This window comes from Streptomyces sp. NPDC047061, assembly GCF_040643955.1.
Lineage (GTDB): Bacteria > Actinomycetota > Actinomycetes > Streptomycetales > Streptomycetaceae > Streptomyces.
The window spans coordinates 19536-41198 of sequence record NZ_JBEYVI010000063.1 but is presented as its reverse complement, the minus strand read 5'-3'; the positions used below and the strand labels follow the sequence as shown (position 1 = coordinate 41198).

At 71.6% G+C, this 21663-nt stretch carries 19 protein-coding genes; 10 read left to right on the top strand and 9 right to left on the bottom strand.

Annotated elements, in window-relative coordinates; translation table 11 throughout:
- Positions 1–104 precede the first annotated feature (104 nt).
- Together ABZ887_RS47190 and ABZ887_RS47185 are read right to left on the bottom strand one after the other, a co-directional pair.
- A complete protein-coding gene (locus ABZ887_RS47190; RefSeq protein WP_361305166.1) occupies positions 105–1382 on the bottom strand; it encodes an extracellular solute-binding protein in 1278 nt (425 codons plus the stop codon).
- A gap of 130 nt (positions 1383–1512) precedes the next feature.
- On the bottom strand, positions 1513–2532 hold the full coding sequence (locus tag ABZ887_RS47185; RefSeq protein ID WP_361305164.1) for a carbohydrate kinase family protein: 1020 nt from the start codon (positions 2530–2532) through the stop codon (positions 1513–1515).
- Between the two features lie 126 nt (positions 2533–2658).
- On the opposite strand from ABZ887_RS47185, the gene ABZ887_RS47180 reads away from it, so the two are divergent.
- From ABZ887_RS47180 to ABZ887_RS47160, 5 genes are all read left to right on the top strand, one after another.
- The gene (locus tag ABZ887_RS47180) at positions 2659–3423 is read left to right on the top strand and encodes a DeoR/GlpR family DNA-binding transcription regulator (RefSeq protein WP_361305162.1); all 765 of its coding nucleotides are present in this window, start codon (positions 2659–2661) and stop codon (positions 3421–3423) included.
- Positions 3420–4757, top strand: coding sequence for a 6-phospho-beta-glucosidase (locus tag ABZ887_RS47175; RefSeq protein WP_361305160.1), 1338 nt, complete (start codon positions 3420–3422; stop codon positions 4755–4757). The genes ABZ887_RS47180 and ABZ887_RS47175 overlap by 4 nt, the downstream gene beginning before the upstream one ends.
- A gap of 46 nt (positions 4758–4803) precedes the next feature.
- The gene (locus ABZ887_RS47170) at positions 4804–7848 is read left to right on the top strand and encodes a glycoside hydrolase family 38 C-terminal domain-containing protein (protein WP_361305158.1); all 3045 of its coding nucleotides are present in this window, start codon (positions 4804–4806) and stop codon (positions 7846–7848) included.
- A 4-nt stretch (positions 7849–7852) separates the two neighbouring features.
- The gene (locus ABZ887_RS47165) at positions 7853–9103 is read left to right on the top strand and encodes an alpha-L-fucosidase (protein ID WP_361305156.1); all 1251 of its coding nucleotides are present in this window, start codon (positions 7853–7855) and stop codon (positions 9101–9103) included.
- Positions 9104–9294: 191 nt separating this feature from the next.
- Positions 9295–10170 (top strand): sulfotransferase, encoded by an 876-nt coding sequence (locus ABZ887_RS47160; protein WP_361305154.1) that lies wholly within the window; start codon positions 9295–9297, stop codon positions 10168–10170.
- A gap of 40 nt (positions 10171–10210) precedes the next feature.
- On the opposite strand, the gene ABZ887_RS47155 is transcribed toward ABZ887_RS47160, so the two are convergent.
- Positions 10211–11890 (bottom strand): carbohydrate binding domain-containing protein, encoded by a 1680-nt coding sequence (locus tag ABZ887_RS47155; RefSeq protein WP_361305152.1) that lies wholly within the window; start codon positions 11888–11890, stop codon positions 10211–10213.
- Positions 11891–12111: 221 nt separating this feature from the next.
- Complete coding sequence (locus tag ABZ887_RS47150) at positions 12112–13233, bottom strand: ATP-grasp domain-containing protein (protein WP_361305150.1); 1122 nt, start codon at positions 13231–13233, stop codon at positions 12112–12114.
- 335 nt (positions 13234–13568) lie between these two features.
- Between ABZ887_RS47150 and ABZ887_RS47145 the strand changes: the two genes are divergently transcribed.
- Both ABZ887_RS47145 and ABZ887_RS47140 read left to right on the top strand, forming a co-directional pair.
- Positions 13569–14474 carry a metallophosphoesterase gene (locus ABZ887_RS47145; protein ID WP_361305148.1) on the top strand — a complete coding sequence of 302 codons (906 nt, stop codon included), beginning with the start codon at positions 13569–13571 and terminating at the stop codon, positions 14472–14474.
- Positions 14422–15102: a 4'-phosphopantetheinyl transferase superfamily protein gene (locus tag ABZ887_RS47140; RefSeq protein ID WP_361305146.1), complete on the top strand. Its 681-nt coding sequence runs from the start codon at positions 14422–14424 to the stop codon at positions 15100–15102. The genes ABZ887_RS47145 and ABZ887_RS47140 overlap by 53 nt, the downstream gene beginning before the upstream one ends.
- A gap of 14 nt (positions 15103–15116) precedes the next feature.
- Here ABZ887_RS47140 and ABZ887_RS47135 read toward each other — a convergent pair whose 3' ends face one another.
- A complete protein-coding gene (locus ABZ887_RS47135; protein WP_361305144.1) occupies positions 15117–15344 on the bottom strand; it encodes a hypothetical protein in 228 nt (75 codons plus the stop codon).
- Between the two features lie 244 nt (positions 15345–15588).
- Between ABZ887_RS47135 and ABZ887_RS47130 the strand changes: the two genes are divergently transcribed.
- On the top strand, positions 15589–16611 hold the full coding sequence (locus tag ABZ887_RS47130) for an alpha/beta fold hydrolase (RefSeq protein WP_361305142.1): 1023 nt from the start codon (positions 15589–15591) through the stop codon (positions 16609–16611).
- Positions 16612–16651: 40 nt separating this feature from the next.
- On the opposite strand, the gene ABZ887_RS47125 is transcribed toward ABZ887_RS47130, so the two are convergent.
- Together ABZ887_RS47125 and ABZ887_RS47120 are read right to left on the bottom strand one after the other, a co-directional pair.
- Positions 16652–17209, bottom strand: coding sequence for a toxin-antitoxin system, toxin component (locus ABZ887_RS47125; protein WP_361305171.1), 558 nt, complete (start codon positions 17207–17209; stop codon positions 16652–16654).
- Between the two features lie 46 nt (positions 17210–17255).
- The gene (locus ABZ887_RS47120) at positions 17256–17912 is read right to left on the bottom strand and encodes a helix-turn-helix transcriptional regulator (protein ID WP_361305140.1); all 657 of its coding nucleotides are present in this window, start codon (positions 17910–17912) and stop codon (positions 17256–17258) included.
- Positions 17913–18175: 263 nt separating this feature from the next.
- On the opposite strand from ABZ887_RS47120, the gene ABZ887_RS47115 reads away from it, so the two are divergent.
- Positions 18176–18847 carry a hypothetical protein gene (locus tag ABZ887_RS47115; protein WP_361305138.1) on the top strand — a complete coding sequence of 224 codons (672 nt, stop codon included), beginning with the start codon at positions 18176–18178 and terminating at the stop codon, positions 18845–18847.
- A gap of 96 nt (positions 18848–18943) precedes the next feature.
- Here the strand turns inward: ABZ887_RS47115 and ABZ887_RS47110 are convergent, their stop codons facing one another.
- Together ABZ887_RS47110 and ABZ887_RS47105 are read right to left on the bottom strand one after the other, a co-directional pair.
- Positions 18944–19723, bottom strand: coding sequence for a hypothetical protein (locus ABZ887_RS47110; protein WP_361305136.1), 780 nt, complete (start codon positions 19721–19723; stop codon positions 18944–18946).
- Positions 19724–19761: 38 nt separating this feature from the next.
- Positions 19762–20502: a GntR family transcriptional regulator gene (locus ABZ887_RS47105; protein WP_361305134.1), complete on the bottom strand. Its 741-nt coding sequence runs from the start codon at positions 20500–20502 to the stop codon at positions 19762–19764.
- 123 nt (positions 20503–20625) lie between these two features.
- On the opposite strand from ABZ887_RS47105, the gene ABZ887_RS47100 reads away from it, so the two are divergent.
- The gene (locus ABZ887_RS47100) at positions 20626–21657 is read left to right on the top strand and encodes an ABC transporter ATP-binding protein (protein ID WP_361305132.1); all 1032 of its coding nucleotides are present in this window, start codon (positions 20626–20628) and stop codon (positions 21655–21657) included.
- The last annotated feature ends 6 nt before the right edge of the window (positions 21658–21663 follow it).

The window sequence follows — 21663 nt, the reverse complement described above, 5'->3', positions numbered from 1 at the left end:
GGGGGCCGGCGGGGGGGGCGCGCCGGGGGGGCACCGGGGCGGGGCCCGCCCCGCCGCGGTGCTCGGGCACCGCGGCGGGACCGGTGACCGGAGGTGACGTCACCTCAGTTCACCCCCTGGCGCCGGGCGATCTGCTTGGCCTGGCTGACCGCGTCGTTCCAGGCGTCGTCGGGCTTCTTGCCCTTGGCCTCGATGTTGGTCAGCTCCGTCATGTACGGGGCCATGACGGCCGCGTCGGCCGGCGCCTCGTAGCTGTTCGGGACGGCCTTGGCGGCCGGGCCGAAGACCTCGATGATCTTCTGTCCGCCGAAGAAGGCGTCGGGGCCCGTCATGGCCGGCATGGTGTAGGCGGCCGGGGCGGCCGGGAAGATGGCGGCGTCGGTGAACCCGCGGGCGTCGTTGGCGGGGCTGAGGATCCAGCTGATGATCTTGAAGGCTTCCTCGGGGTTCCGGCACTGCTTGGGCAGCGCCAGGTAGGAGCCGCCCTGGTTGGCCGGTCCGACCGGGTTCGCGCAGACCCGCCACTTGCCCTTGGTCTGGGGCGCGGCCTGCTCGATGTCCAGCGCGTGCCAGGCGGCGCCGAGCTCGGTGAGGAGGTTCTTGCCGACGGCGGCGTTCCAGCTGTTGTCGTTGATCTTGGCGTCGATGCCCAGGGTGTAGGGGCGGACGGCCGTGGTCCACGCGCTGCGGATGTGGTCCTTGTCACCGATGAAGTGGTTGTTCTTGTCGATGAACCGCTGGGTGCCCTGGCCGACCACGATGTTGAAGACGGAGCTGATGTTGTTGACCAGGTAGGTGCCGGGGTTCTTCTTCTGCAGCTCGGTGCCGAGCGTGAAGTAGTCCTCCCAGGTCGTGACCAGCGCGGCGACCTTGTCGGGGTCGGTGGCCACGCCGGCCTTGGCGAACAGGTCCTCGCGGTAGAAGAGCGCGGTGGGGCCGATGTCGATCGGGAAACCGATCTGCTTGCCGTCGCTGGTCTGGGCGAGCTTGGTCTTCCAGCCCAGGTACTGCGAGGAGAGCTTCTTGAAGCCCAGGTCGTTCAGGTCGAGGAAGCGGGAGGCGTTGGGCAGGAAGGAGGCTATGTCCTCGCCCTTGATGCCGGTGATGTCGGGCACGGAGGAGCCGCCCGCGGCGAGCGTGGTGGTGAGCTTCTGCTTGAAGTCGCCGCCGATCGACGAGGCGGTCAGCTTGACCTGGCTGCTGAAGTGGGTCTTCGCCTCCGCGACCACCTTGTCGCTGAGCGCACCGCCCCAGTACCACAGGGTGAGGTTCTTGCCGTTCTTGGTACCGCTCGATCCGGAGCCGCCGCATGCGACGGTCAGGCCGGACGCGGCCGCGGTGAGCGCGGCGGCCTGGAGGAAGCCTCTACGTGAAAGGTCCACGGGTCACTCCTGTTGTTCCTGTTCGTGGTACTGAGGGGCGTTGGTGCTGTGGATCGTGGGGGCTGTGGGGCGTTGGGCTGTGGGGGCGTCGGGCGTGGGGTGTCGGGCTGCAGGCGGGTGCGGGTACGGGTCAGTGCGGCCGGGCGGGCGGGGTGACCGGGGCGTGGTGCACCGGGGGGCCCACGTCCGCCGGCAGGCGGTCGGCGAGGAAGCCGTACGTCTTCTTCAGTTCGGGGTCGGTCAGTGAGTGCCACCAGCGGTCCACGCCGTACCAGCCGGGGGCCGCGAGGGCGCCGCCGTGGTGCTGGACGGACAGACCGGCCGCGAGGACGGCGAACCGCAGCCGCTCGGCAAGCGGCCAGCCGCCGAGGGAGGCCGTGACGAAGCTCGCCCCGAAGACGTCCCCGGCGCCCGTGGCGTCCAGGACCTCGACGTCGAGCGCGGGGACCTCGGCGTACTCGCCGGTGGTCTGGTCGACGGCCACCGCGCCGTCCCCGCCCCGGGTGACGACGGCCACCGGCACCAGCTCCGCGAGCGTGCCGAGTGCCGCCACCGCAGTGTCGGTGCGGGTGTAGGCCATCGCCTCGGTCTCGTTCGGGAGGAAGGCGTGGCACAGGGCCAGCTGGTCGAGGAGGTCGCGGGACCACTCCTGGGTGGGGTCCCAGCCGACGTCGGCGTAGACATGGGTGCCGTTCGCCGCCGCCTTGGCGATCCACTCGCGCGGCTCGGCCTCGATGTGCACGAGCGCCGTGCGGGCCTCGGGCGGGTCGCCCATCAGCGCGTCCTGCGAGTACGGGGGTTCCTGGCCGTGGGTGACGAGGGCCCGGTCCTGGCCGGTGGCGAGCGAGACGGTGACGGGGGTGGGCCAGCCGTCCGCGGTGCGGGAGAGCGAGAGGTCGATGTCCTCCTGGTCGCACAGGACGTCCCGGCAGTACTCGCCGTAGAAGTCGTCCCCGAAGACCGTGGCCAGCGAGGTGCGCAGACCGAAGCGGGACGCGGCCACCGCGAGGTTCGCGATGCCGCCGGGGCCGCAGCCCATGCCGGCCGTCCAGATCTCCTCGCCCGGTGTCGGGGGCTTTCCCAGCCCCGTCAGGACGAGGTCGTAGAAGAGCAGCCCGGTCAGCAGGACATCGGGCCTGTCGTCGTCCACACGCACAGCCTCTCGTCAAAACTCGTCATTTTGATGCGGGAATCGTGCGCTGCTCCGAGAGATTGGTCAATACCCGAGCAGAACTGAGCATGGATTTGATTGAAGATGACGAGTAGTGTTCGCCGCGTGCTGGCAGAACGACGACACCAACTCATCCTGCGGGCCCTGCGCGCCGGTGGCCCCGCCTCTGTGACCGACCTCTCCGAGCAACTGAACGTGAGCCCGGCCACGATCCGGCGCGACCTGGTCAAGCTGGAGGAGGACGGGCTGCTCACACGTGTCCACGGCGGCGCGGTCGTGGAGGAGGGCGACCAGCCCTTCGCCGAGGTGGCCGAGGTGCGGGTGGCCGAGAAGGACGCGATAGCCGCGCGGGCGGCGGCGCTGGTCGAGGACGGCCAGTCGGTGCTGCTCGACATCGGTACCACCGCGTTCCGGCTCGCCCGCCAGCTGCACGGCCGCCGCCTCACCGTGATCACCAGCAACCTGGTGGTCTACGAGGAGCTCGCCGACGACGAGGGCATCGAGCTGGTGCTGCTCGGCGGCATGCTCCGCCGCGAGTACCGCTCACTGGTCGGTTTCCTCACCGAGGACAACCTGCGCCAGCTGCACGCCGACTGGCTGTTCCTCGGTACCAGCGGGGTGCGCCCGGGCGGGCAGGTGATGGACACGACGGTCGTGGAGGTGCCGGTCAAGCGCGCCATGATCGGGGCGAGCGACAAGGTCGTGCTGCTCGCCGATGCCGCCAAGTTCCCGGGCACGGGCATGGCGAAGGTCTGCGGTCCCGGGGACCTGGACATGGTGGTGACCAACGCGCCGGTGGATCCGGCGACCCGAGCCGCCCTGGAGGAGGCCGGTGTCGAGGTGGTCCTGGCAGGAAAGGCTCAAGCGTGAAACTGACGATTCTGGGCGGCGGCGGGTTCCGCGTGCCGCTCGTGTACGGCGCACTGCTGACGGACCGGGCCGAGGGGCGGGTCACCGAGGTTGTGCTGTACGACCTCGACGCCGGCCGGCTGTCCGCGGTCGCGCGGGTCCTGGCCGAACAGGCGGCCGGCGTCCCGGGCGCCCCCGCCGTGACCGCCACGACCGACCTGGACGAGGCCCTCACCGGCGCCGACTTCGTCTTCTCGGCGATCCGGGTCGGCGGCCTGGAGGGCAGGGCGAACGACGAGCGGGTGGCCCTCGCCGAGGGTGTCCTCGGCCAGGAGACGGTCGGCGCCGGCGGCATCGCCTACGGCCTGCGGACCGTGCCGGTCGCCGTCGACATCGCCCGGCGGGTGGCCCGGCTCGCCCCCGACGCCTGGGTCATCAACTTCACCAACCCCGCGGGCCTCGTCACCGAGGCCATGTCCCGGCACCTGGGCGACCGCGTCATCGGCATCTGCGACTCCCCGGTGGGCCTCGGCCGCCGGATCGCCCGCGTACTCGGCGGGAACCCGAAGGAAGCGTGGATCGACTACGTCGGCCTCAATCACCTCGGCTGGGTGCGCGGCCTGCACATCGCGGGCCGCGACGAGCTCCCGCGCCTGCTCGCCGACCCCGACCTGCTCGGCTCCTTCGAGGAGGGCAAGCTCTTCGGCGTCGACTGGCTCCAGTCCCTCGGCGCCATCCCCAACGAGTACCTGCACTACTACTACTTCAACCGCGAGGCCGTCCGCGCCTACCAGCAGGCCGAGAAGACCCGCGGCGCGTTCCTGCGCGACCAGCAGGCGCACTTCTACGGGGCGGTCGCCGAGCCGGGCGCGAAGGCCCTGGACGTCTGGGACCGCACCCGCGCCGAGCGCGAGGCCACCTACATGGCCGAGAACCGGGAGACGGCCGGCGCGGGCGAGCGCGACGCCGACGACCTGTCCGGCGGCTACGAGAAGGTCGCCCTCGCCCTGATGCGGGCCATCGCCCGCGACGAGCGCACCACCCTGATCCTCAACGTCCGCAACCGCTCCACCCTCTCGGTGCTCGACGGCGAGGCCGTCATCGAGGTGCCCTGCCTGGTCGACGCCAACGGCGCCCACCCGGTCGCCGTCGCCCCGCTGCCCGACCACGCCACGGGCCTCGTCTGCGCGGTCAAGGCGGTGGAGCGCGAGGTGCTCGCCGCCGCCGAGTCCGGCTCCCGTACGACGGCCGTGAAGGCGTTCGCGCTGCACCCGCTGGTCGACTCGGTGAACGTGGCCCGACGCCTGGTGGAGGGATACACCGAGGTCCACCCGGGCCTCGCGTATCTTAAGTAACCAGCCGCTCGGAAAGCGCTTTCCAAACCTCTTCTGGAGACTTCCCATGCACGACGAACGCCGCCGGATCGAGGAGCGCGTAGAGCGACTCCACAACCAGCGCATCAAGCCCGCGGTCTACGCGGCCACCGTCCCCTTCGAGGTGTCCGCCTGGCAGGCCCCCGGGGAGCCGGTGTCCTTCGAGGAGGCCGCGGCCGCCGCCTACGAGCCGTTCGCCATGGACACCCCGTGGGGCCCGCCCTGGGGCACCACCTGGTTCCGGATGCGCGGCCAGGTGCCGGCCGAGTTCGCGGGCCGCCGCGTCGAGGCGGTCATCGACCTCGGGTTCACGGGCGACTGGCCGGGCAACCAGGCCGAGGCCCTGGTCCACCTCACCGACGGGACCCCCCTGAAGGCGGTCAACCCGCTCAACCAGTACGTACGGATCGCGAACCCGGCGGCCGGCGGCGAGGTGATCGACTACCTGGTCGAGGCCGCCTCCAACCCCGACATCCTCGCCAACGACTTCGCCGAGCCCACGCTCCTGGGCGACGTGCTGACGGCCGGCGACAAGCCGCTCTACACCTTCAAGCGCGCCGACATCGCCGTCCTCGACGAGGACGTCTGGCACCTCGACCTCGACGTCCAGGTGCTGAAGGAGCTGATGCTGGAGCTCGGCGAGCACGACCCGCGCCGCCACGAGATCATGCACGCCCTCGACCACGCGATGGACCTGCTGGACCTGGACGACATCTCCGGCTCTGCCGCCGCCGTCCGCGAGGCCCTGAAGCCGGCGCTGTCCAAGCCCGCGCACGCCAGCGCCCACCGCATCTCCGGCGTCGGCCACGCCCACATCGACTCGGCCTGGCTCTGGCCGATCCGCGAGACCAAGCGCAAGACCTCCCGGACCTTCTCCAACGTCACCTCCCTCGCGGAGGAGTACGAGGAGTTCGTCTTCGCCTGCTCGCAGGCCCAGCAGTACGAGTGGGTGCGCGACAACTACCCGCAGGTCTGGGCCCGCATCCAGGAGTCGGTGAAGAAGGGCCAGTGGGCGCCGGTCGGCGGCATGTGGGTCGAGTCCGACGGCAACCTCCCCGGCGGCGAGGCGATCGCCCGCCAGCTCGTGCACGGCAAGCGGTTCTTCATCGAGCACTTCGGCATCGAGACCAAGGGCGTCTGGCTGCCCGACTCCTTCGGCTACAACGCGGCCTACCCGCAGCTCGCCAAGCTCGCCGGCAACGAGTGGTTCCTCACCCAGAAGATCTCCTGGAACCAGACCAACACGTTCCCCCACCACACCTTCTGGTGGGAGGGCATCGACGGCACCCGCATCTTCACGCACTTCCCGCCGGTCGACACCTACAACGCCCGCTTCAGCGGCGAGGAGATGTCCCGCGCGGTCCGCCAGTACGCCGAGAAGGGCGCCGCCACCCGCTCGCTCGCCCCCTTCGGCTGGGGCGACGGCGGTGGCGGCCCCACCCGCGAGATCATGGAGCGGGCCCGCCGCCTGAAGGACCTGGAGGGCTCCGCGAAGGTCGAGGTCGAGCACCCGGACGCCTTCTTCGCCAAGGCCCGCGCCGAGTACGAGGACGCCCCGGTCTGGGTCGGCGAGCTCTACCTGGAGCTGCACCGCGCCACCTACACCTCGCAGGCCCGCACCAAGCAGGGCAACCGGCGCAGCGAGCACAAGCTGCGCGAGGCCGAGCTGTGGGCCACGACGGCCGCGCTGCACGCGCCCGGCTACGCCTACCCGCACGAGAAGCTCGACCGGCTCTGGAAGACGGTCCTGCTCCACCAGTTCCACGACATCCTGCCCGGCTCCTCGATCGCCTGGGTGCACCGTGAGGCCGAGGCCGAGTACGCCCGCGTCGCCGAAGAGCTGGAGGCGCTGACCGCCGAGGCGGTCAGCGCGCTGGGCGGCGGCACCGCCCGCGTCTTCAACACCAGCCCCTACGGCCGCGCAGAGGTCGTCCGGGACGCCGCGGGCACCCCCGTCTACGTCGAGGTCCCCGCGAGCGGCAGCGCGCCCCTGACGGCCGCCGCCGAGGCCCCGCAGCCGGTGACGGTCGAGGGCCGGGTCATCGACAACGGCCTCGTCCGGGTGGAGATCGCCGCGGACGGCACCCTGTCGTCCGTGTACGACCACCGGGCGCACCGTGAGGTCCTGGCCGGCCAGGGCAACCTGCTCCGCCTGCACACCGACCTCCCCAACTACTGGGACGCCTGGGACGTCGACAAGCACTACAAGAACCGCTACACCGACCTGCTCGACCCCTCGGAGATCACGGTCGCCGACACGGACCCGCTGCTCGGCTCGGTCCGGATCACGCGCCCGTTCGGCAACGGCTCGACGATCACCCAGACGGTCACCGTCCGGGCCGGCAGCCCCCGGATCGACTTCGAGACGGACATCGACTGGCACGAGGCCGAGAAGTTCCTCAAGGCCGGCTTCCCGGTGGACATCCGCGCCGCGCACTCCTCCGCCGAGATCCAGTTCGGCCACGTCCAGCGGCCCACGCACACCAACACCACCTGGGAGGCGGCCCGCTTCGAGGTCTCCGGCCACCGCTGGGTGCACCTCGCCGAACCCGGCTACGGCGTCGCCGTCGTCAACGACTCGACGTACGGCCACGACGTCTCCCGCACGGTCCGCGAGGACGGCGGTACGACCACCACGGTCCGCCTCTCCCTGGTCCGCGCCCCGCGCGTCCCGGACCCGGGCGCCGACCAGGGCCGCCACCGCATCACCTACTCCCTGCTCCCCGGCGCGAGCATCGAGGACGCGGTCGCGGCGGGCTACGCCCTCAACCTCCCGCTCCGGGTGGCCGACGCGGCCGGCGAGCCGCAGCCGGTCGTCTCCGTGGACGGCGCGGGCGTGACCGTCGAGGCGGTCAAGCTCGCCGACGACGCCTCCGGCGATGTCGTGGTCCGCCTCTACGAGTCCCGGGGCGGCCGCGCCGAGGGCGTCCTGCGCACCGGCTTCCCGCTGGCCGGCGCCCAGGTGACCGACCTCCTGGAGCGCCCCCTGGAGGACGCCGCCACCGACGGCGACAGTGTCCCCGTCACGCTGCGCCCCTTCCAGATCCTCACCCTCCGCCTGCGCAGGAGCTGACCGGATGGCCATGCAACCCTGGTTCACCGACGCCAAGCTGGGGATCTTCGTGCACTGGGGCATCTACGCCGTGGACGGGGTCCAGGAGTCCTGGTCCTTCTACGACGACATCGTTCCGCACGAGCAGTACATGTCCCAGCTGGACCGCTTCACCGGCGCCCACTACGACCCGAAGGCGTGGGCGGACCTGTTCGCCCGCGCCGGCGCGAAGTACGCCGTGCTGACGAGCCGTCACCACGACGGTGTGGCCCTGTGGGACACGGCGTACGGAGACCTCAACCTCGGCCGGGACTACCTCGGCCCCTACGCCGAGGCCCTGCGTGAGAACGGCCTCAAGGTCGGCCTCTACTACTCGCACTCCGACTGGAACCACCCCGACTACGCCTCCACGCGCAAGCCGGGCCGCCCGCCGGAGCTGGAGGACAACCGCTACTCGGAGGTCGCGGCCGAGCACGAGGACCTGGCCGCCTGGGAACGCTTCCTCACCTACCGGGACGGCCAGATACGGGAGTTGGCCTCCCGCTTCCGGCCGGACCTGATGTGGTTCGACGGGGAGTGGGACCGCAGCGAGGAGCAGTGGCGGATCCCCGAACTCGCCTCGCTGATCCGGTCGTACGTCCCGCACGTCGTCTTCAACGCGCGCATGCTCAGCGAGGGCGACTACGCGACGCCCGAGCAGGGCGCCCCCATCGTGCCGCCGGACGGCCCCTGGGAGCTGTGCCTGACGATCAACGACTCGTGGGGCTACCAGCACCACGACCACAACCACAAGTCCCTCGCCCAGCTGATCCGCTACTTCACCGAGACCATCGGCGGCGGCGGCAACCTGCTGCTCGACGTCGGTCCCATGGAGGACGGCACCGTCCCGCAGCCGCAGGTCGAGCGCCTCGAAGGGCTGGGGGAGTGGATCCGCAGGCACGCGGAGGCGGTGTACGGGACCGGGCGCGGCCTGCCGGCCGGGCACCACTACGGCCCGAGCACCCTCTCCGCCGACCGGCGCACCCTCTACCTCACGCTGTTCGACGCCCCCCGCGCCGAGATCGGCGTCCGGGGACTGGCGACCGAGGTGAACCGGGTCACCGTCCTCGGCACCGGCACCGAACTCGGCCACCGGGTGATCGGCGGGCTGCACGACGCGGTCGGCGTGCTGTGGATCGACCCGCCGGCCGCGGCCGACCTCGACCCGTACGCCACCGTCCTCGCCGTCGAACTGGACGGCGAGCTGGAGCTGTACCGCGGATCCGGCCGGTTCTGACCAGATTCGAACCATAAGTCTGGATTTCTCATATGAAGAATTAAGAGAAGGGTAAGCGGGCAGGTCACGGCGGCTTTTCCGGTCGCCGTGACCCTGCTGGTTTCCCTCCCGGACACCTTGAGTTCGCCTGGCACGCCTGGGATGCGGGACGGCAGGGACGACAGAAAGGCATCACCGTGCGAGACCCGCGAATGTCTGCGATCGCCAAGGGGCTGAGGCGCCGCGGCCGCCTCATGGCGCAGGCGGTGAGCCCGCCCCGCAAGACCCTGGACGCCATCCCCACCCAGCGCCCGGCCGAGCGGCCGAAGCAGGCCCCCGTCGACTACACGGCCCCGCTCGCCCCGCGCCTGGTGGAGTCCCCGGCCTTCGTGCTCTCCTCGGTGCGCTCCGGCTCCACGCTGCTGCGGGTCCTGCTGAACAGCCACAGCCGCATCCGGGCCCCGCACGAGATGCATCTGCGCACGGTCCACGTCCGCATGTCCCGGGAGTTCACCGCGGACGCCATGAAGGAGCTCGCCCTCGACCGCGAGGAGCTGGAGCACGTGCTGTGGGACCGGGTGCTGCACCTGGAGCTCAGCCGCAGCGGCAAGGACGTCATCGTCGACAAGACCCCGCCGAACACGCTCATCTGGCCGCGGCTGCACCGATGTTGGCCCGAGGCCCGGTTCGTCCTGCTGCTGCGCCACCCCGGCGCCGTCATCCAGTCCCTGACCAGCCGCCGCGCCGAACCCAACCACGAGGCGATCCGCGCCGAGGTCCTGAACTACGCGGAGAAGCTCGAAGAGGCCCGCCAGAGCCTTACCGGCGCCCACGTCATCACCTACGAGGACCTCACCGCCGACCCGGAGCGCGTCACCCGCGGCCTGTGCGCGTACCTCGGCGTCCCGTGGGAGAGCGGCATGCTCGACTACGGCAAGCAGGACCACGGCACGTTCAGGCCGAAGCTCGGCGACTGGAGCAAGGAGATCAGGTCCGGGAAGATCCAGGCCGCCCGCCAGGCCGACCCGACCGCCGAACTCCCGCCCCGGCTGGCCGAGATAGCGAAGGCGTGGGGGTACCCGGTCTAGGCACCCCCACGCCGACGGTCTCCGTCCGCTCAGCGCTCGCTCAGCCGGTGAAGCCGGCCGTGATCGAGGTGAACTGCCAGTCGCTCTGGCTGATCCCGGAGCAGTTGCTCACCACTCCGCCGCCCGCGCAGCCGCGGTCCCGGTTCGCCGCCCAGAACGCGAGCCGGGCGATGTGGTGCGAGTTCCCCCAGTCGCGGATCTGCGTCCAGATCGCCGGAGTGGTGTTCTCCTGCTGGTCGGACAGGCCGTTCATACCGGAGATCCCGATGTGCGCGTAGGCCGTCGCGTCGTCCCAGCCGAACGTGGACTTCAGCTTGGTCTTCAGCCCCTCGGCCGCGGCGACGGTGTTGCCGTACATGTCGGAGCCGCCGCCGAAGTCGAACGGCATGATCGTGAAGACGTCGATGTCCGCGCCGATCGACTGAGCCTGTTCGATCAGCCGGTTGCCGTAGTACGTCGGACCGGTGGTGGACGTCCCGAAGGTGACGATCGTCTTCAGGCCGGAGTTGTTGGCCTTGACCGTCTTGAGGGCGGTCAGGATCTTCGCCTGCACGGCCTCGTTCTCGAACTCGTCCGTGTTCTCGATGTCCATGTCGACGGACTTGAGGCCGTAGGCGTCGATCACCTTCTGGATCGCCGCGGCCAGCGCGCTCGCCGAGGAGCAGTTGGCGCCGAGCTTGCTGCCCTGCCAGCCGCCGAACGACGGGGTGACGTCACCGCCGGCCGCCCGGATCTGGTTGATCGCGGTCTGGTCGGCGCCACCGGTCAGCGCCCGGCTGCCGTCCCAGGCCGGTGTGCAGCCGCCCGAGTCCAGCACGAAGGCCATGGTGAAGTTCTTGATGCCGGTCGCGTTCATCACCGTGGTCGGGTTCGGCGGATCACCCCAGCCCTCGTAGAGGTAGGGCGCGGCCTGCTTGAAGCCGGTCCCGCCGCCGCTGCCCGCGCTCGTCGTCACCGACACGGAGTTGGAGGCGGCCGACACGTTCCCGGCCGCGTCCCGCGCCTTCACCGTGAACGAGTACGCCGTACTGGCCGAAAGGCCGCTCACCGTGGCGGAGGTCCCGGAGACGCTCGTCGCCAGGGTCGACCCGCGGTAGACGTCGTACGCCGCCACCCCGACGTTGTCCGTCGAGGCCGACCACGACAGCGACACGCTCGACGAGGTCTTCCCGGTGGAGGTGAGGTTCGTCGGCGCGGTGGGCGCCTGGGTGTCGGAGCTGCCGCCGGGCCCGTCGAGGCTGATGTCGTCGGCGTAGTACGTCCCCTGGGCGTACCACCCGTGGACGTAGATCTGGGCGCTGGTCTGCGAGGCCCCGGTGGTGAAGGAGACGGTCAGCTGGCTGTACGCGGACGCCGACGTCGTCCAGGTGGAGGCGCCGCCGGTCACCCCGAGATAGACGTACGAGCCGCGGACCCAGCCGCTGAGCGAGTACGTCGTGTTGGGCTGCACGGCGACGGTCTGCGTGCACTGGGCGGTGTCACTGGAACTCACGGCACCCGCGAGTGCCTTGGAGCCGCCGTGCACGGGGGAGGACACGACCGAGCCGAGGTTCCCGGAGCAGGACCACGGCGAGAGACTCCCCGACTCGAAGCCGGGGTTGGACAGGATGTTGGCCGCCTGCGCGGTACCGGGCAGCGCGATGGCCCCGGCGAGCGCGAGAGCGGCGGACCCGAGCAGAGCGAATATCCGACGTCTGGAACGTCTGAGCGAGTTGCGCACACGATCTCCCTGAAGGAATGGGGGCGTTCGGGAGTGCACGAAGGTGCAAGGAGGTGCGCAACCAAGTTGGTATGGACCAATCCACCTGTCAAGAAGACGAACGTGAATTGGTCCATACCGGTGAGTCAAGGCGCCCCGACAGGGGCGCGGGGCTGTGTTCGATTTGCGGCTCCGCCGCGTGGGCGCGACCAGCCACAACGGACCCGCAGTCGGCGTCGTACCTAGAGCGGCAACACCGCAGCCGCAGCGTCGACAGACTCCACTTCCATGGGCAACGCCGGCGCAAACACCGTGTCGGCCTCTTCCCGCTGCACGGGAACCGACGGGAGGACAGGCTTCGGCCCCGACACCACCGCATAGTCCTGCCCCAGGAACGGCGGCTCGATCACCCCGGGGTCCTCGCCCAGCGCCAGCTGCACGGCCGCCCACGGCGCGTTGACCCCGCAGAGCGACAGCTGGTGCAATCCCCCAGCTGGACGCGTGTTGACGTCGAGCAGCACGGGCTGGTCGCCGTACATGCGGAACTGGATGTTGGACAGGTAGTGCAGCCCGAAGCCCTCGGCGATCATCCGCGCGGGCTTCAGCCACTGCTCGTCGAGGGTGAACCCGCGCCGGCGCCCCTTCTTGGTGCGGCCCACGGCCATCCGGATCCGGTTGTCGGGCCCCGTGAGGCAGTCGACGGACACCTCCGGCTCCTCAAGGCGCGGCATCACCAGCCAGTCCACCGGCTGGTCGGCGCGGCGCAGCGCGTCCACGACCAGGTCGAGCTGGACGTACGGCCCCGGGAACCCGTTGAGGTGAAAGAGCGAGAAGGGGGCGCGCGTGATCACCCGGAAACCCACACCGCCCGCACCGGCGGCCGGCTTGAAGCAGGCCTTGTGACCGCCGGCCTCCAACTCCTCGACCGCGGCGATGAGTTCGTCCGCCGTGCGGACCCGCGACCAGGGCGGCACCGGGACGCCCACCGAGCTCACCGCCTCGTAGGCGGTCGCCTTGTCCTCGAAGACGGCGGTCGCCTCCGGCGTCGGCGCCAGCAGGGCCGTGCCGACCGCCTCGAAGTCGGCCCGGTGGGCCACGATCGTCGACTGGTGCAGCCGGGGCACGAAGACGTCGATGCCGCGGCGCTGGCACTGGTCGAGGGCGTACTCGACATAGCCGGCCGGGGACAGGCCCTCCGGCTCCAGGTCGGCGGTGTCGGCGGCGGCCAGCACGGGGGAGTCGGCGTCACCGTGCGTCGCATGGATGTCGACCGCCCGGTCGCTGGGATTTCTCCGCAGCTGATCCATGAAGAACACGTTCTCCGCGTACGTGCGGTTGAGCCAGACGCGTACGCGAGAGCGCATTAAAGCCGCCTTTCGGGGTTTTCGGGCAGGGGTCAGCGGGCCCGTGCCCGGGCAGGGTGGTTGGAGGGTCACCAAACCGCCCTGGACGAAGGGAAGTTCGTGGCGGTGGTGTTAGGGGGGATCATACGGCTTTCAAGGGGCCCCGCGTGCAACGCCAGTGTTACGGATTTCCCCGTACTGTCCACGCGCGTTTTCCTGCACCGTCCGCGCCGGTTTCCTTGACGGCCCGGAACCGGCCGGGTGACGGCTGACGGGCCGTCGGCCGGGTGGTCTTGTTCCCGGCCCCCGAAGTGTGTTGTGGTGGGGACCGACGACATGATCGGAAGGGGTACGGGGTGGAGTCCACGGCCGGTGCCGGGCAGCTGCTGGCCATCAGCGACCTGCACATCTCGTACCCCGAGAACCGCGAACTCGTCGAGAAGATGCGTCCGGAAACGGACGGGGACTGGCTGATCGTCGCCGGGGACGTCGCGGAGACCGTCGCCGACATCCGCTGGACGCTGGAGACCCTTGCCGGCCGCTTCTCCAAGGTCCTGTGGGCGCCCGGCAACCACGACCTGTGGACCCATCCCAAGGACCCGGTCACACTCCGCGGAGTCGCCCGCTACGAGCATCTCGTCGGCCTCTGCCGGGAACTGGGCGTGGTCACCCCCGAGGACCCGTACCCGCTCTGGGAGGGCCCGGGCGGCCCCGTCGTCGTGGCCCCGCTGTTCCTGCTGTACGACTACTCCTTCCTGCCGGCCGGCTGCGCCACCAAGGCGGAGGGCCTCGCCTACGCGCACGGCACCGGCATCGTCTGCAACGACGAGTACCTGCTGCACCCCGACCCCTACCCGACCCGCGAGGACTGGTGCCAAGCCCGGGTCGAGGCCACCGAACGCCGGCTCGCCGAACTGCCCGAGGACCTGCCGACCGTGCTGGCCGGGCACTATCCGCTGGACCGGCACCCCACCGACGTGCTCTGGTACCCGGAGTTCGCCATGTGGTGCGGCACCACCCGCACCGCCGACTGGCACCGCCGGTTCCGCGTCGCGACCATGGTCTACGGCCATCTGCACATCCCCCGGACCACCTGGCACGACGGGGTCCGCTTCGAAGAGGTCTCCGTGGGATACCCCCGCGAGTGGCGCAAGCGGTCCGGGGAACCGGGCCGGCTGCGCCGCATTCTGCCGATGGAGGTCGGAACCGGTGATCGAGGAGCTGCTCCCGGACTCGGTGGTGGCCGTGGAGATGCTCGGTGACGAGGCGATCCGCGAGGCCCCGCTCTACCCCGAGGAGGCGGCGCTGGTCGCCCGGGCCGTGCCCAAGCGCCGCCGTGAGTTCGCCGCCGTGCGCGCCTGCGCCCGCAGCGCCATGGAGAAGCTCGGGGTCCCGCCGCAGCCCGTCGTGAGCGGCGAGCGCGGCGCCCCGCGCTGGCCGGACGGGCTGGCCGGCAGCATGACCCACTGCGACGGCTACTGCGCCGCCGCCCTGGTCCGCGCCACCGACCTGGCCTCCCTCGGCATCGACGCCGAACCGCACGCCGCGCTCCCCGAGGGCGTCGCCGAGACCGTGCTGCTGCCCGCCGAGCGGCAGCGGCTCGCCCGGCTCGCGGCCGAGTGGCCCGGCGTACACTGGGACCGGCTGCTGTTCAGCGCCAAGGAATCCGTCTACAAGGCGTGGTTCCCCCTCACCGGGAAGTGGCTGGACTTCATGGAGGCCGACATCGAGCTCGTCCCGGAGCCCGGTGAGCGGCCGCACGGCATCCTGCGCGCCCGCCTCCTCGTCCCCGGACCGGAGGTCGGCGGGCGGCGGCTGCAGCTCTTCGAGGGCCGCTGGAGCGTGGGGCACGGCATACTGACCTCGTCCGTGGTCGTGCCGCACCCCTGACGCACCGCGCCGGCTCAGGTGGGTGGACACCAGTCGTGCAGCAGCCGGAAGAACGCCTTCTCGTTGCCGGCCAGTCCGGCCCCGGCCAGCGCCTCCTCGGCCTCGGCGAGCACGGCCGGCGGCACCATGAAGGGGCGAGGCGCGTCGGGCGGCCCGTCGAAGGCCGCACGCACGGTGTGCAGCAGCCTCAGATAGGCCTGGACGGCGGCGCGCTCACGGTCGGTCAGTACGGCGGTGTGCATCGGTCGGCTCTCCCCGTCGGTCGTCGAGGTCACGCGCCCGGACGGCGCGGGCACACCGCGTGTGCGGTGCGCACCCCCCAGCTTGCCGGTCGCCACTGACAACGCCCCCGCGCCAGGCCTCGGTTCGCTCGCTTAGCGGAGGCGAAACCTCACCGAAACGCCCTGGGGAAAAGGCTTCCTACCCTGGAAGGAGAGGAATCCGGCCGGGCCGCAGCGAGCCCGGGACAGCGGGGGAGGCCGAGCCGTGGCAGAAGCGGTGCCCAGCCGTCCGCAGCGCTCCGCGCACCTGCGCCCGGTGGGCGACGGGGAACTGGTGGCGCGCCACCGGGTCGTGCACGGCTACCGGCGTGCCTACCGCATCGCCGGGGACGGGCCCGCCCTGGTCCTCATCCACGGCATCGGGGACTCCTCGGCGACCTGGGCCCGGCTCATCCCCGACCTCGCCCGCACCCACACCGTGATCGCCCCCGACCTGCTCGGCCACGGCGAGTCGGACAAACCGCGGGCCGACTACTCGGTCGCCGCCTACGCCAACGGGGTGCGGGATCTGCTGACCACCCTGGGCATCGAGTCCGCGACCCTCGTCGGGCACTCGCTCGGCGGGGGAGTCGCGATGCAGTTCGCCTACCAGTTCCCCGAGCGCACCGAACGGCTCATCCTGGTCAGCGCGGGCGGGGTGGGCCGCGAGGTCAACCCGGTGCTCCGGCTCGTCTCGCTCCCCGGCGCCCACCTGATGCTGTCCGCGCTGCGGCTGCCCGGCATGCGCCTCCAAGTGGGTCTGGCCGTACACCTGCTGAAACTCCTGGACACCGGCCTCGGCCAGGACGCCCCGGAACTGCTCACCCTGGTCGACGCGCTCCCCGACGAGACCTCCCGCAACGCCTTCGTCCGCACCCTGCGCGCGGTCGTCGACTGGCGCGGCCAGGTCGTCACCATGCTGGACCGCTGCTATCTCACCGAGGGGATGCCGACCATGCTCCTGTGGGGCGACCGCGACAGCGTGGTCCCGGTGCGGCACGCCCACCGCGCCCGCGAGGCGATGCCCGGCGCCCGGCTGGAGATCTTCGAGGGCGCCGGGCACTTCCCGTTCCACGCCGACCCGGCCCGGTTCGTCGCCCTGGTCCAGGAGTTCACCGCCACCACCGCCCCGGCGGACTGGAGCCGTGAGCACTGGCGCACCCTGCTCCGCGACGGCCGCCCCGGCACCGGCCACGGGCCGGCCGCGCAACAGGACCTGCGCGAGGCGAGCGAGCGCAGCGCCACCTGAGCCCGTGCCGCGCCGACGGCGGCCCCCCAGGCCCTGCCGCCTACTTCCCCAGGTACCCGAGCGACACCTCGATGCGGCCCGCCACGTCGTGCCGGCGCACCGGCCCGCGCAGGGCCGAACCGGCGAGCCAGGTCCGGCACTTGGTGGCCAGCAGCAGCCCGAAGGTCTCCGCGTCCCGTTCCTCGGCCCGGTCGAAGCGGGTACGGGCGGCCACCCGCTGGACGGCGGCCTGAAGCGCGGCCTGGTCGGCCTCGGTGCCCGCACCGCCGCCGACCGCAGTGCCGAGGAGCCGTGCGGCCACCCCGACCCCCTCCACGTCATGGCCGCAGTGCTCGGCGTGCATGTGCCACAGTTCGTGGCCGAGGATCACCAACTGGTGGTCGGGCACGGTGCGTTCCTCGACGACGACCAGGTCGCGGTCGGCCAGGTCGAGCCAGAGCCCGCTGGCCGTGCCGGGCGGGAAGACCGCCGTACGGAACTGGACGCGGCGGCCGCGGCGACGGCCCATCGCGTCGCACAGCGCCCGGTACAGCTCCTGCGGCGGGGCGGGCGCGGGCAGGGTCAGCTCCCCGACCAGCTCACCGCTCAGCCGGCGCATGTCCTTGCCGATGCCCACTCTTCTCCCTCGGCTCACGACTCTCGGCTCACGACTCGGGTCGCTTGACGCTCTCCAGGAGCATGTCCAGCCATTCCGCGACCTTGTCCCGGTGCTGGTCGGTGGGCAGCTGGGCGGCCCGCCAGGCGATCCCGCGCACCCCGTGGTCCTGCAGCAGCCGCTCCAGCGGGTCCTCGGCCGCCTCCGCCGCGGCCCGCTCCCGGTCGGCCAGCTTCTGCAGCAGCTCCTGTTCGACGCGCTGCAGGGCACCGGCGAGCGCCTCGGGGTCCTCGGCGGTGAGGAAGCCCGCGTGCACGCGGAAGAAGCGCTGGAGGGCGTCGCAGTGCTCCATGGTCGGCCGCCGGTCACCGTTGATCAGGGCGCCGGCCTGCTGCCGGGACATGCCCGCGCCGTCGGCGATCTCCTGCTGGGTGTGCTTGCGGCCGTTCGCCTTGAGCCGGGTGCGGCGCAGCAGGTCGAGGCGTTGCAGGAAGCGGGCCTGGACATCGGGCTCGCCCGCCGGGCGGCCGGTCAGCAGGGCCCGGACCACGGGTTCGGGGACACCGCTTGCGAAGGAGAGCCGTCCGACGTGGAAGACCTCGGCGTGCGGCACGCCCAGCCGGTCGGCGAGCGCGGTGACGCGGGCGACGGCGGCCGGCAGCTGGGCGGTCGCCGTGGCGCCCGGATCCTGGTAGCCATCCGTCACCGACAGAACTCCTACGTCTCTCAGGGAAATCAGAAAAATCAGGGGAATCAGGGACTTCTCACAGGCGCTGCCGTGAACTTCCCCGCATGAACCCCCCGGAGATTAGCGGGTGGTTCGAACTCACATCCAGGTCTCGCCACAACTGTGGCCAATTTCGGACGTCAACAGGCATGAAATGCCACGATAGTTGACATGACTCAGGGTGGAGCAGCAGGATCACATCGCCGCGAGAAGGCCGCATAGGCAAGAGGGGTGACCTCCCGATGGCATATCAGGCAGGTGGGCGGCGGCCGGCGCCGCGGCCCGTCCCCGAGGGCCTGGAGGCCCAGGCGTATCTCCAGGACTACGCGTTACTGCTGGACGCCGTCCCCTTTCCCTCGTTGGTGGTGGACCACCGCTGGGACGTGGTGCTCGCCAACGGCGCGTTCGAGACACTTTTCCGGGAGGTCGCCCCGCATCCGACCGCGATGCCCGGGGACAACTTCCTGCGCTTCGTCCTGTTCCACCCGGACGCCGGAGCGGTCCTCGGTGCCCACGAGGCGGGCTGGTGCCTGCCGATGCTGGCGCAGTTCAAGACCACCCTGGAGCGGTACGGCCACGACCACGAACTCCAGACGATCCGCCGGGAGATCGCCCAGGACCCCATCATGGAGGCCGCCTTCCGGCAGGGCCTGCCGCACTGGCTGCGCGTGGTCGGAGAGGACGGCGCACAGCTCGACGGAGCCGTCCGGCCGCTGCTGCACCCGGACCCGCTGCTGGGCGCAGTCGAGTGCCGGGTCGTAGGCGAAACGCCCAAGACCCTTCAGGACATGGGCTACGCGCGTTACACCCTGGTGCTGCGCGCCGTACCCCGCCCCGCTGCCGCCCCACGCCGCTCCCGGCGGCCCGGCGGCCTGGGCGCCCACCTGACCGTCGTCCCGGCCCCCGAAGGCTGACCCGGCACCGTCGGCGTTCAGGTCGCCGACGGCGCCGGGCCGGACGCCGGTGACGTCCGGCCCCGTCTCGACGGCTGCCGCTGCCTCAGCCCCGCCTCAGCCGCCCGCCACGACCAGGACCAGCGGCACGCCCAGGCACGGCACCAGCCGCAGCCCGCCGAACGTGCCCGGCCGCCCGCTCTCCAGCACCGCCGCGAAGTCCGGCCCCTTGGTCAGTGATCCGGCCAGCTGCGCCGGGTCCGACGACGCCGCCACCCGGCCGCGGGCGTTGACCAGCCGCGCGGGTCCCGGCAGCCGGCGCAGCAGCGGCAGCGCGGCCGCCTCGAAGTGCCGCAGATACACGTCGGCGGCGGCCACGCCCAGGAACCGGCCGCCCACCTCCACCGGCGCCGACAGCGTGAGGCTGTACTCGTCCGAGCAGAGGTAGTCGACGTACGGCCCGGCCACCGCCCGCCGCCCGGAGTCCCGGGGCAGCGCGAACCAGTCCCAGTGCGTGTAGTCCGAGTAGGCCGAGGTGCGCGGGTCGAGGTCGAGGAGAAGCGGCCGTACGTCCCCGCAGGCGTCGCTCTGCCACCACTCCAGCCAGGCCGGGACGTCGGCCAGCATCCCGGGCGCGGCCACGAACCCGACACCGGACACCAGTTCCTGCCGGGCCAGCCGCAGATGGAGCCCGGGCCGGAGCGCGGCCAGGTCCGCGGTCACCGGCCGGCGGCCCTCGGCGGCCACCCGGGCCAGCAGCCCGGCCGTGTCCGCGCGGGTCGCCGCCACGGCGTCGAACACCGCCTCCAGGGCGTCGCCGACCCGCGCGGCGACGTACTCCTCGGCGGCGTCGAGCGTGGCCGTGGACGGGCCGGAGGGGACGGTGCTGCGGCTCATGGTGCCCTCCAGCGGACGGGGGAGCGGGCGCGGTGCGGCTACAAGGCCAGCCGCAGGGCGATGAGCCGCGCCGTCGAGTCCCGTACGCACCGCTCGGCCAGCTCCCTGGCCGGTGCGTGCGCCCCATCCTGCACGGCCGAGATTACGGACCGGTGACGGTCCGCCACCTCTTCACGATATTCGTCGTCACCGAGCACAAGGCAGAGCAGCGCCCCGATCTCCGTCTGGAGCGCGACCTGTTCCCGGGTGAGCCGGGCCGACTGCGCGGCGGCGGCCAGCTCCACGTGGAAGCGGCCGTACACGCGGCTGCGCGCCGCCGCGTCCGGTGCCCCGCGCAACTCCTCGGTGGTGCGCCGGAGCTGGTCGAGGTCGTGGTCCTCGGTGCGCTGCGCGGCGAGGTGGGCGGCGGTGCCGGACAGGGCCGCCCAGTGGTCGCCGAGGTCGCGCAGCTCCTCGGGGCTCCAGCCGCGCAGCCGTTCCGTGAGCCGCTCCAGGTCGGGCACCTCGGGGGAGGACACGAAGCTGCCGCCGCCCCGGCCCCGGCGGGTGACCACCAGACCCTGCTGGCGCAGCGCCATCAGCGCCTCCCGCAGGGTCACCGTGGACACCCCGAGCTGTCCGGCCAGCTCGGTCTCGCCGGGCAGCTGCTCCCCGTCGGCGAGCAGGCCGAGGTCGATGGCGTCACCGATCCGGCGGACCACGGCGTCCACCCGCGCGCCGGTGTCCACCGGGGCGAAGACGGCCTTTCGGGCGCCGCCGTCCGTCTGCTGCTGTCTCACGGCCCACCACCCTATGCGTTGACCCAAGCTTTACCTCAGAAGGGTCTTGAGCTTTGAACTATGACTTCATATCTTTCCGGTCACCAGGTGCAACGCAGGAGAACGGCAGAAAGGTTCCCGCCCATGGAGGCCAGCGCGATCCGGTTGCGGGATCTGCGGAAGTCGTTCGGCGACACCACCGCCGTGGCCGGGGTCGACCTGGAGATCCGGGACGGCGAGTTCTTCTCCATGCTCGGCCCCTCCGGCTCCGGCAAGACCACCGTCCTGCGCATGGTCGCCGGCTTCGAGAGCCCCACCTCGGGCACGATCGAACTCGCCGGGCAGGACGTCACCCGCCGCGCCCCCTTCGAACGCGACGTGCACACCGTCTTCCAGGACTACGCCCTGTTCCCGCACATGACCGTCGAGCAGAACGTCGCCTACTCCCTCAAGGTCCGCCGGGTCCCCAAGGCCGAACGCCTGGTCCGGGCCCGCAAGGCCCTCGCCGAGGTCCGCCTCGAAGGCTACGGCGGCCGCCGCCCCTCCCAGCTCTCCGGCGGCCAGCGCCAGCGCGTCGCCCTCGCCCGCGCCCTCGTCGGCCGCCCCCGCGTCCTGCTCCTCGACGAGCCCCTCGGCGCCCTCGACCTCAAGCTGCGCGAGCAGATGCAGATCGAACTCAAGGCCCTGCAGCGCGAGGTCGGCATCACCTTCGTCTTCGTCACCCACGACCAGGAGGAGGCCCTGACGATGAGCGACCGCGTCGCCGTCTTCCACCAGGGCCGCATCGAACAGGTCGGCACCCCCGCCGAGATCTACGAACGCCCCGCCACCGCGTTCGTCGCCTCCTTCGTCGGCACCTCCAACCTGCTCACCGGCGAGGCCGCCCTGCGCGTGCTCGGCGAGAGCGGCACCCACAGCATCCGGCCCGAGAAGATCCGCGTCCTCGACGAGACCACCACCCCGGACGAGGAAGGGCACGCCACCGCCGTGGGCACCGTCGCCGAGGTGGTCTACCTCGGCGATGCCACCCGTTTCCTGGTCGACCTGGACGGCGGCGGTCGGCTCACCGCGCTCCAGCAGAACCTCGACACCTCCGCCAAGGACGTCGCCGCCTACCGCGGCACCCGCGTCCGGCTGCGCTGGCAACGCCGGCACACCGTCCACGTTCCCGACTGAACCGCC

Excerpts from the sequence above, each read along its gene's own strand:
- ABZ887_RS47170 (WP_361305158.1), top strand. The coding sequence starts at position 4,804 with ATGCACGACGAACGCCGCCGGATCGAGGAGCGCGTAGAGCGACTCCAC.
- ABZ887_RS47165 (WP_361305156.1), top strand. The coding sequence starts at position 7,853 with ATGGCCATGCAACCCTGGTTCACCGACGCCAAGCTGGGGATCTTCGTG.
- ABZ887_RS47160 (WP_361305154.1), top strand. The coding sequence starts at position 9,295 with ATGTCTGCGATCGCCAAGGGGCTGAGGCGCCGCGGCCGCCTCATGGCG.
- ABZ887_RS47150 (WP_361305150.1), bottom strand. The coding sequence starts at position 13,233 with ATGCGCTCTCGCGTACGCGTCTGGCTCAACCGCACGTACGCGGAGAAC.
- ABZ887_RS47135 (WP_361305144.1), bottom strand. The coding sequence starts at position 15,344 with ATGCACACCGCCGTACTGACCGACCGTGAGCGCGCCGCCGTCCAGGCC.
- ABZ887_RS47125 (WP_361305171.1), bottom strand. The coding sequence starts at position 17,209 with ATGCGCCGGCTGAGCGGTGAGCTGGTCGGGGAGCTGACCCTGCCCGCG.
- ABZ887_RS47115 (WP_361305138.1), top strand. The coding sequence starts at position 18,176 with ATGGCATATCAGGCAGGTGGGCGGCGGCCGGCGCCGCGGCCCGTCCCC.
- ABZ887_RS47110 (WP_361305136.1), bottom strand. The coding sequence starts at position 19,723 with ATGAGCCGCAGCACCGTCCCCTCCGGCCCGTCCACGGCCACGCTCGAC.
- ABZ887_RS47100 (WP_361305132.1), top strand. The coding sequence starts at position 20,626 with ATGGAGGCCAGCGCGATCCGGTTGCGGGATCTGCGGAAGTCGTTCGGC.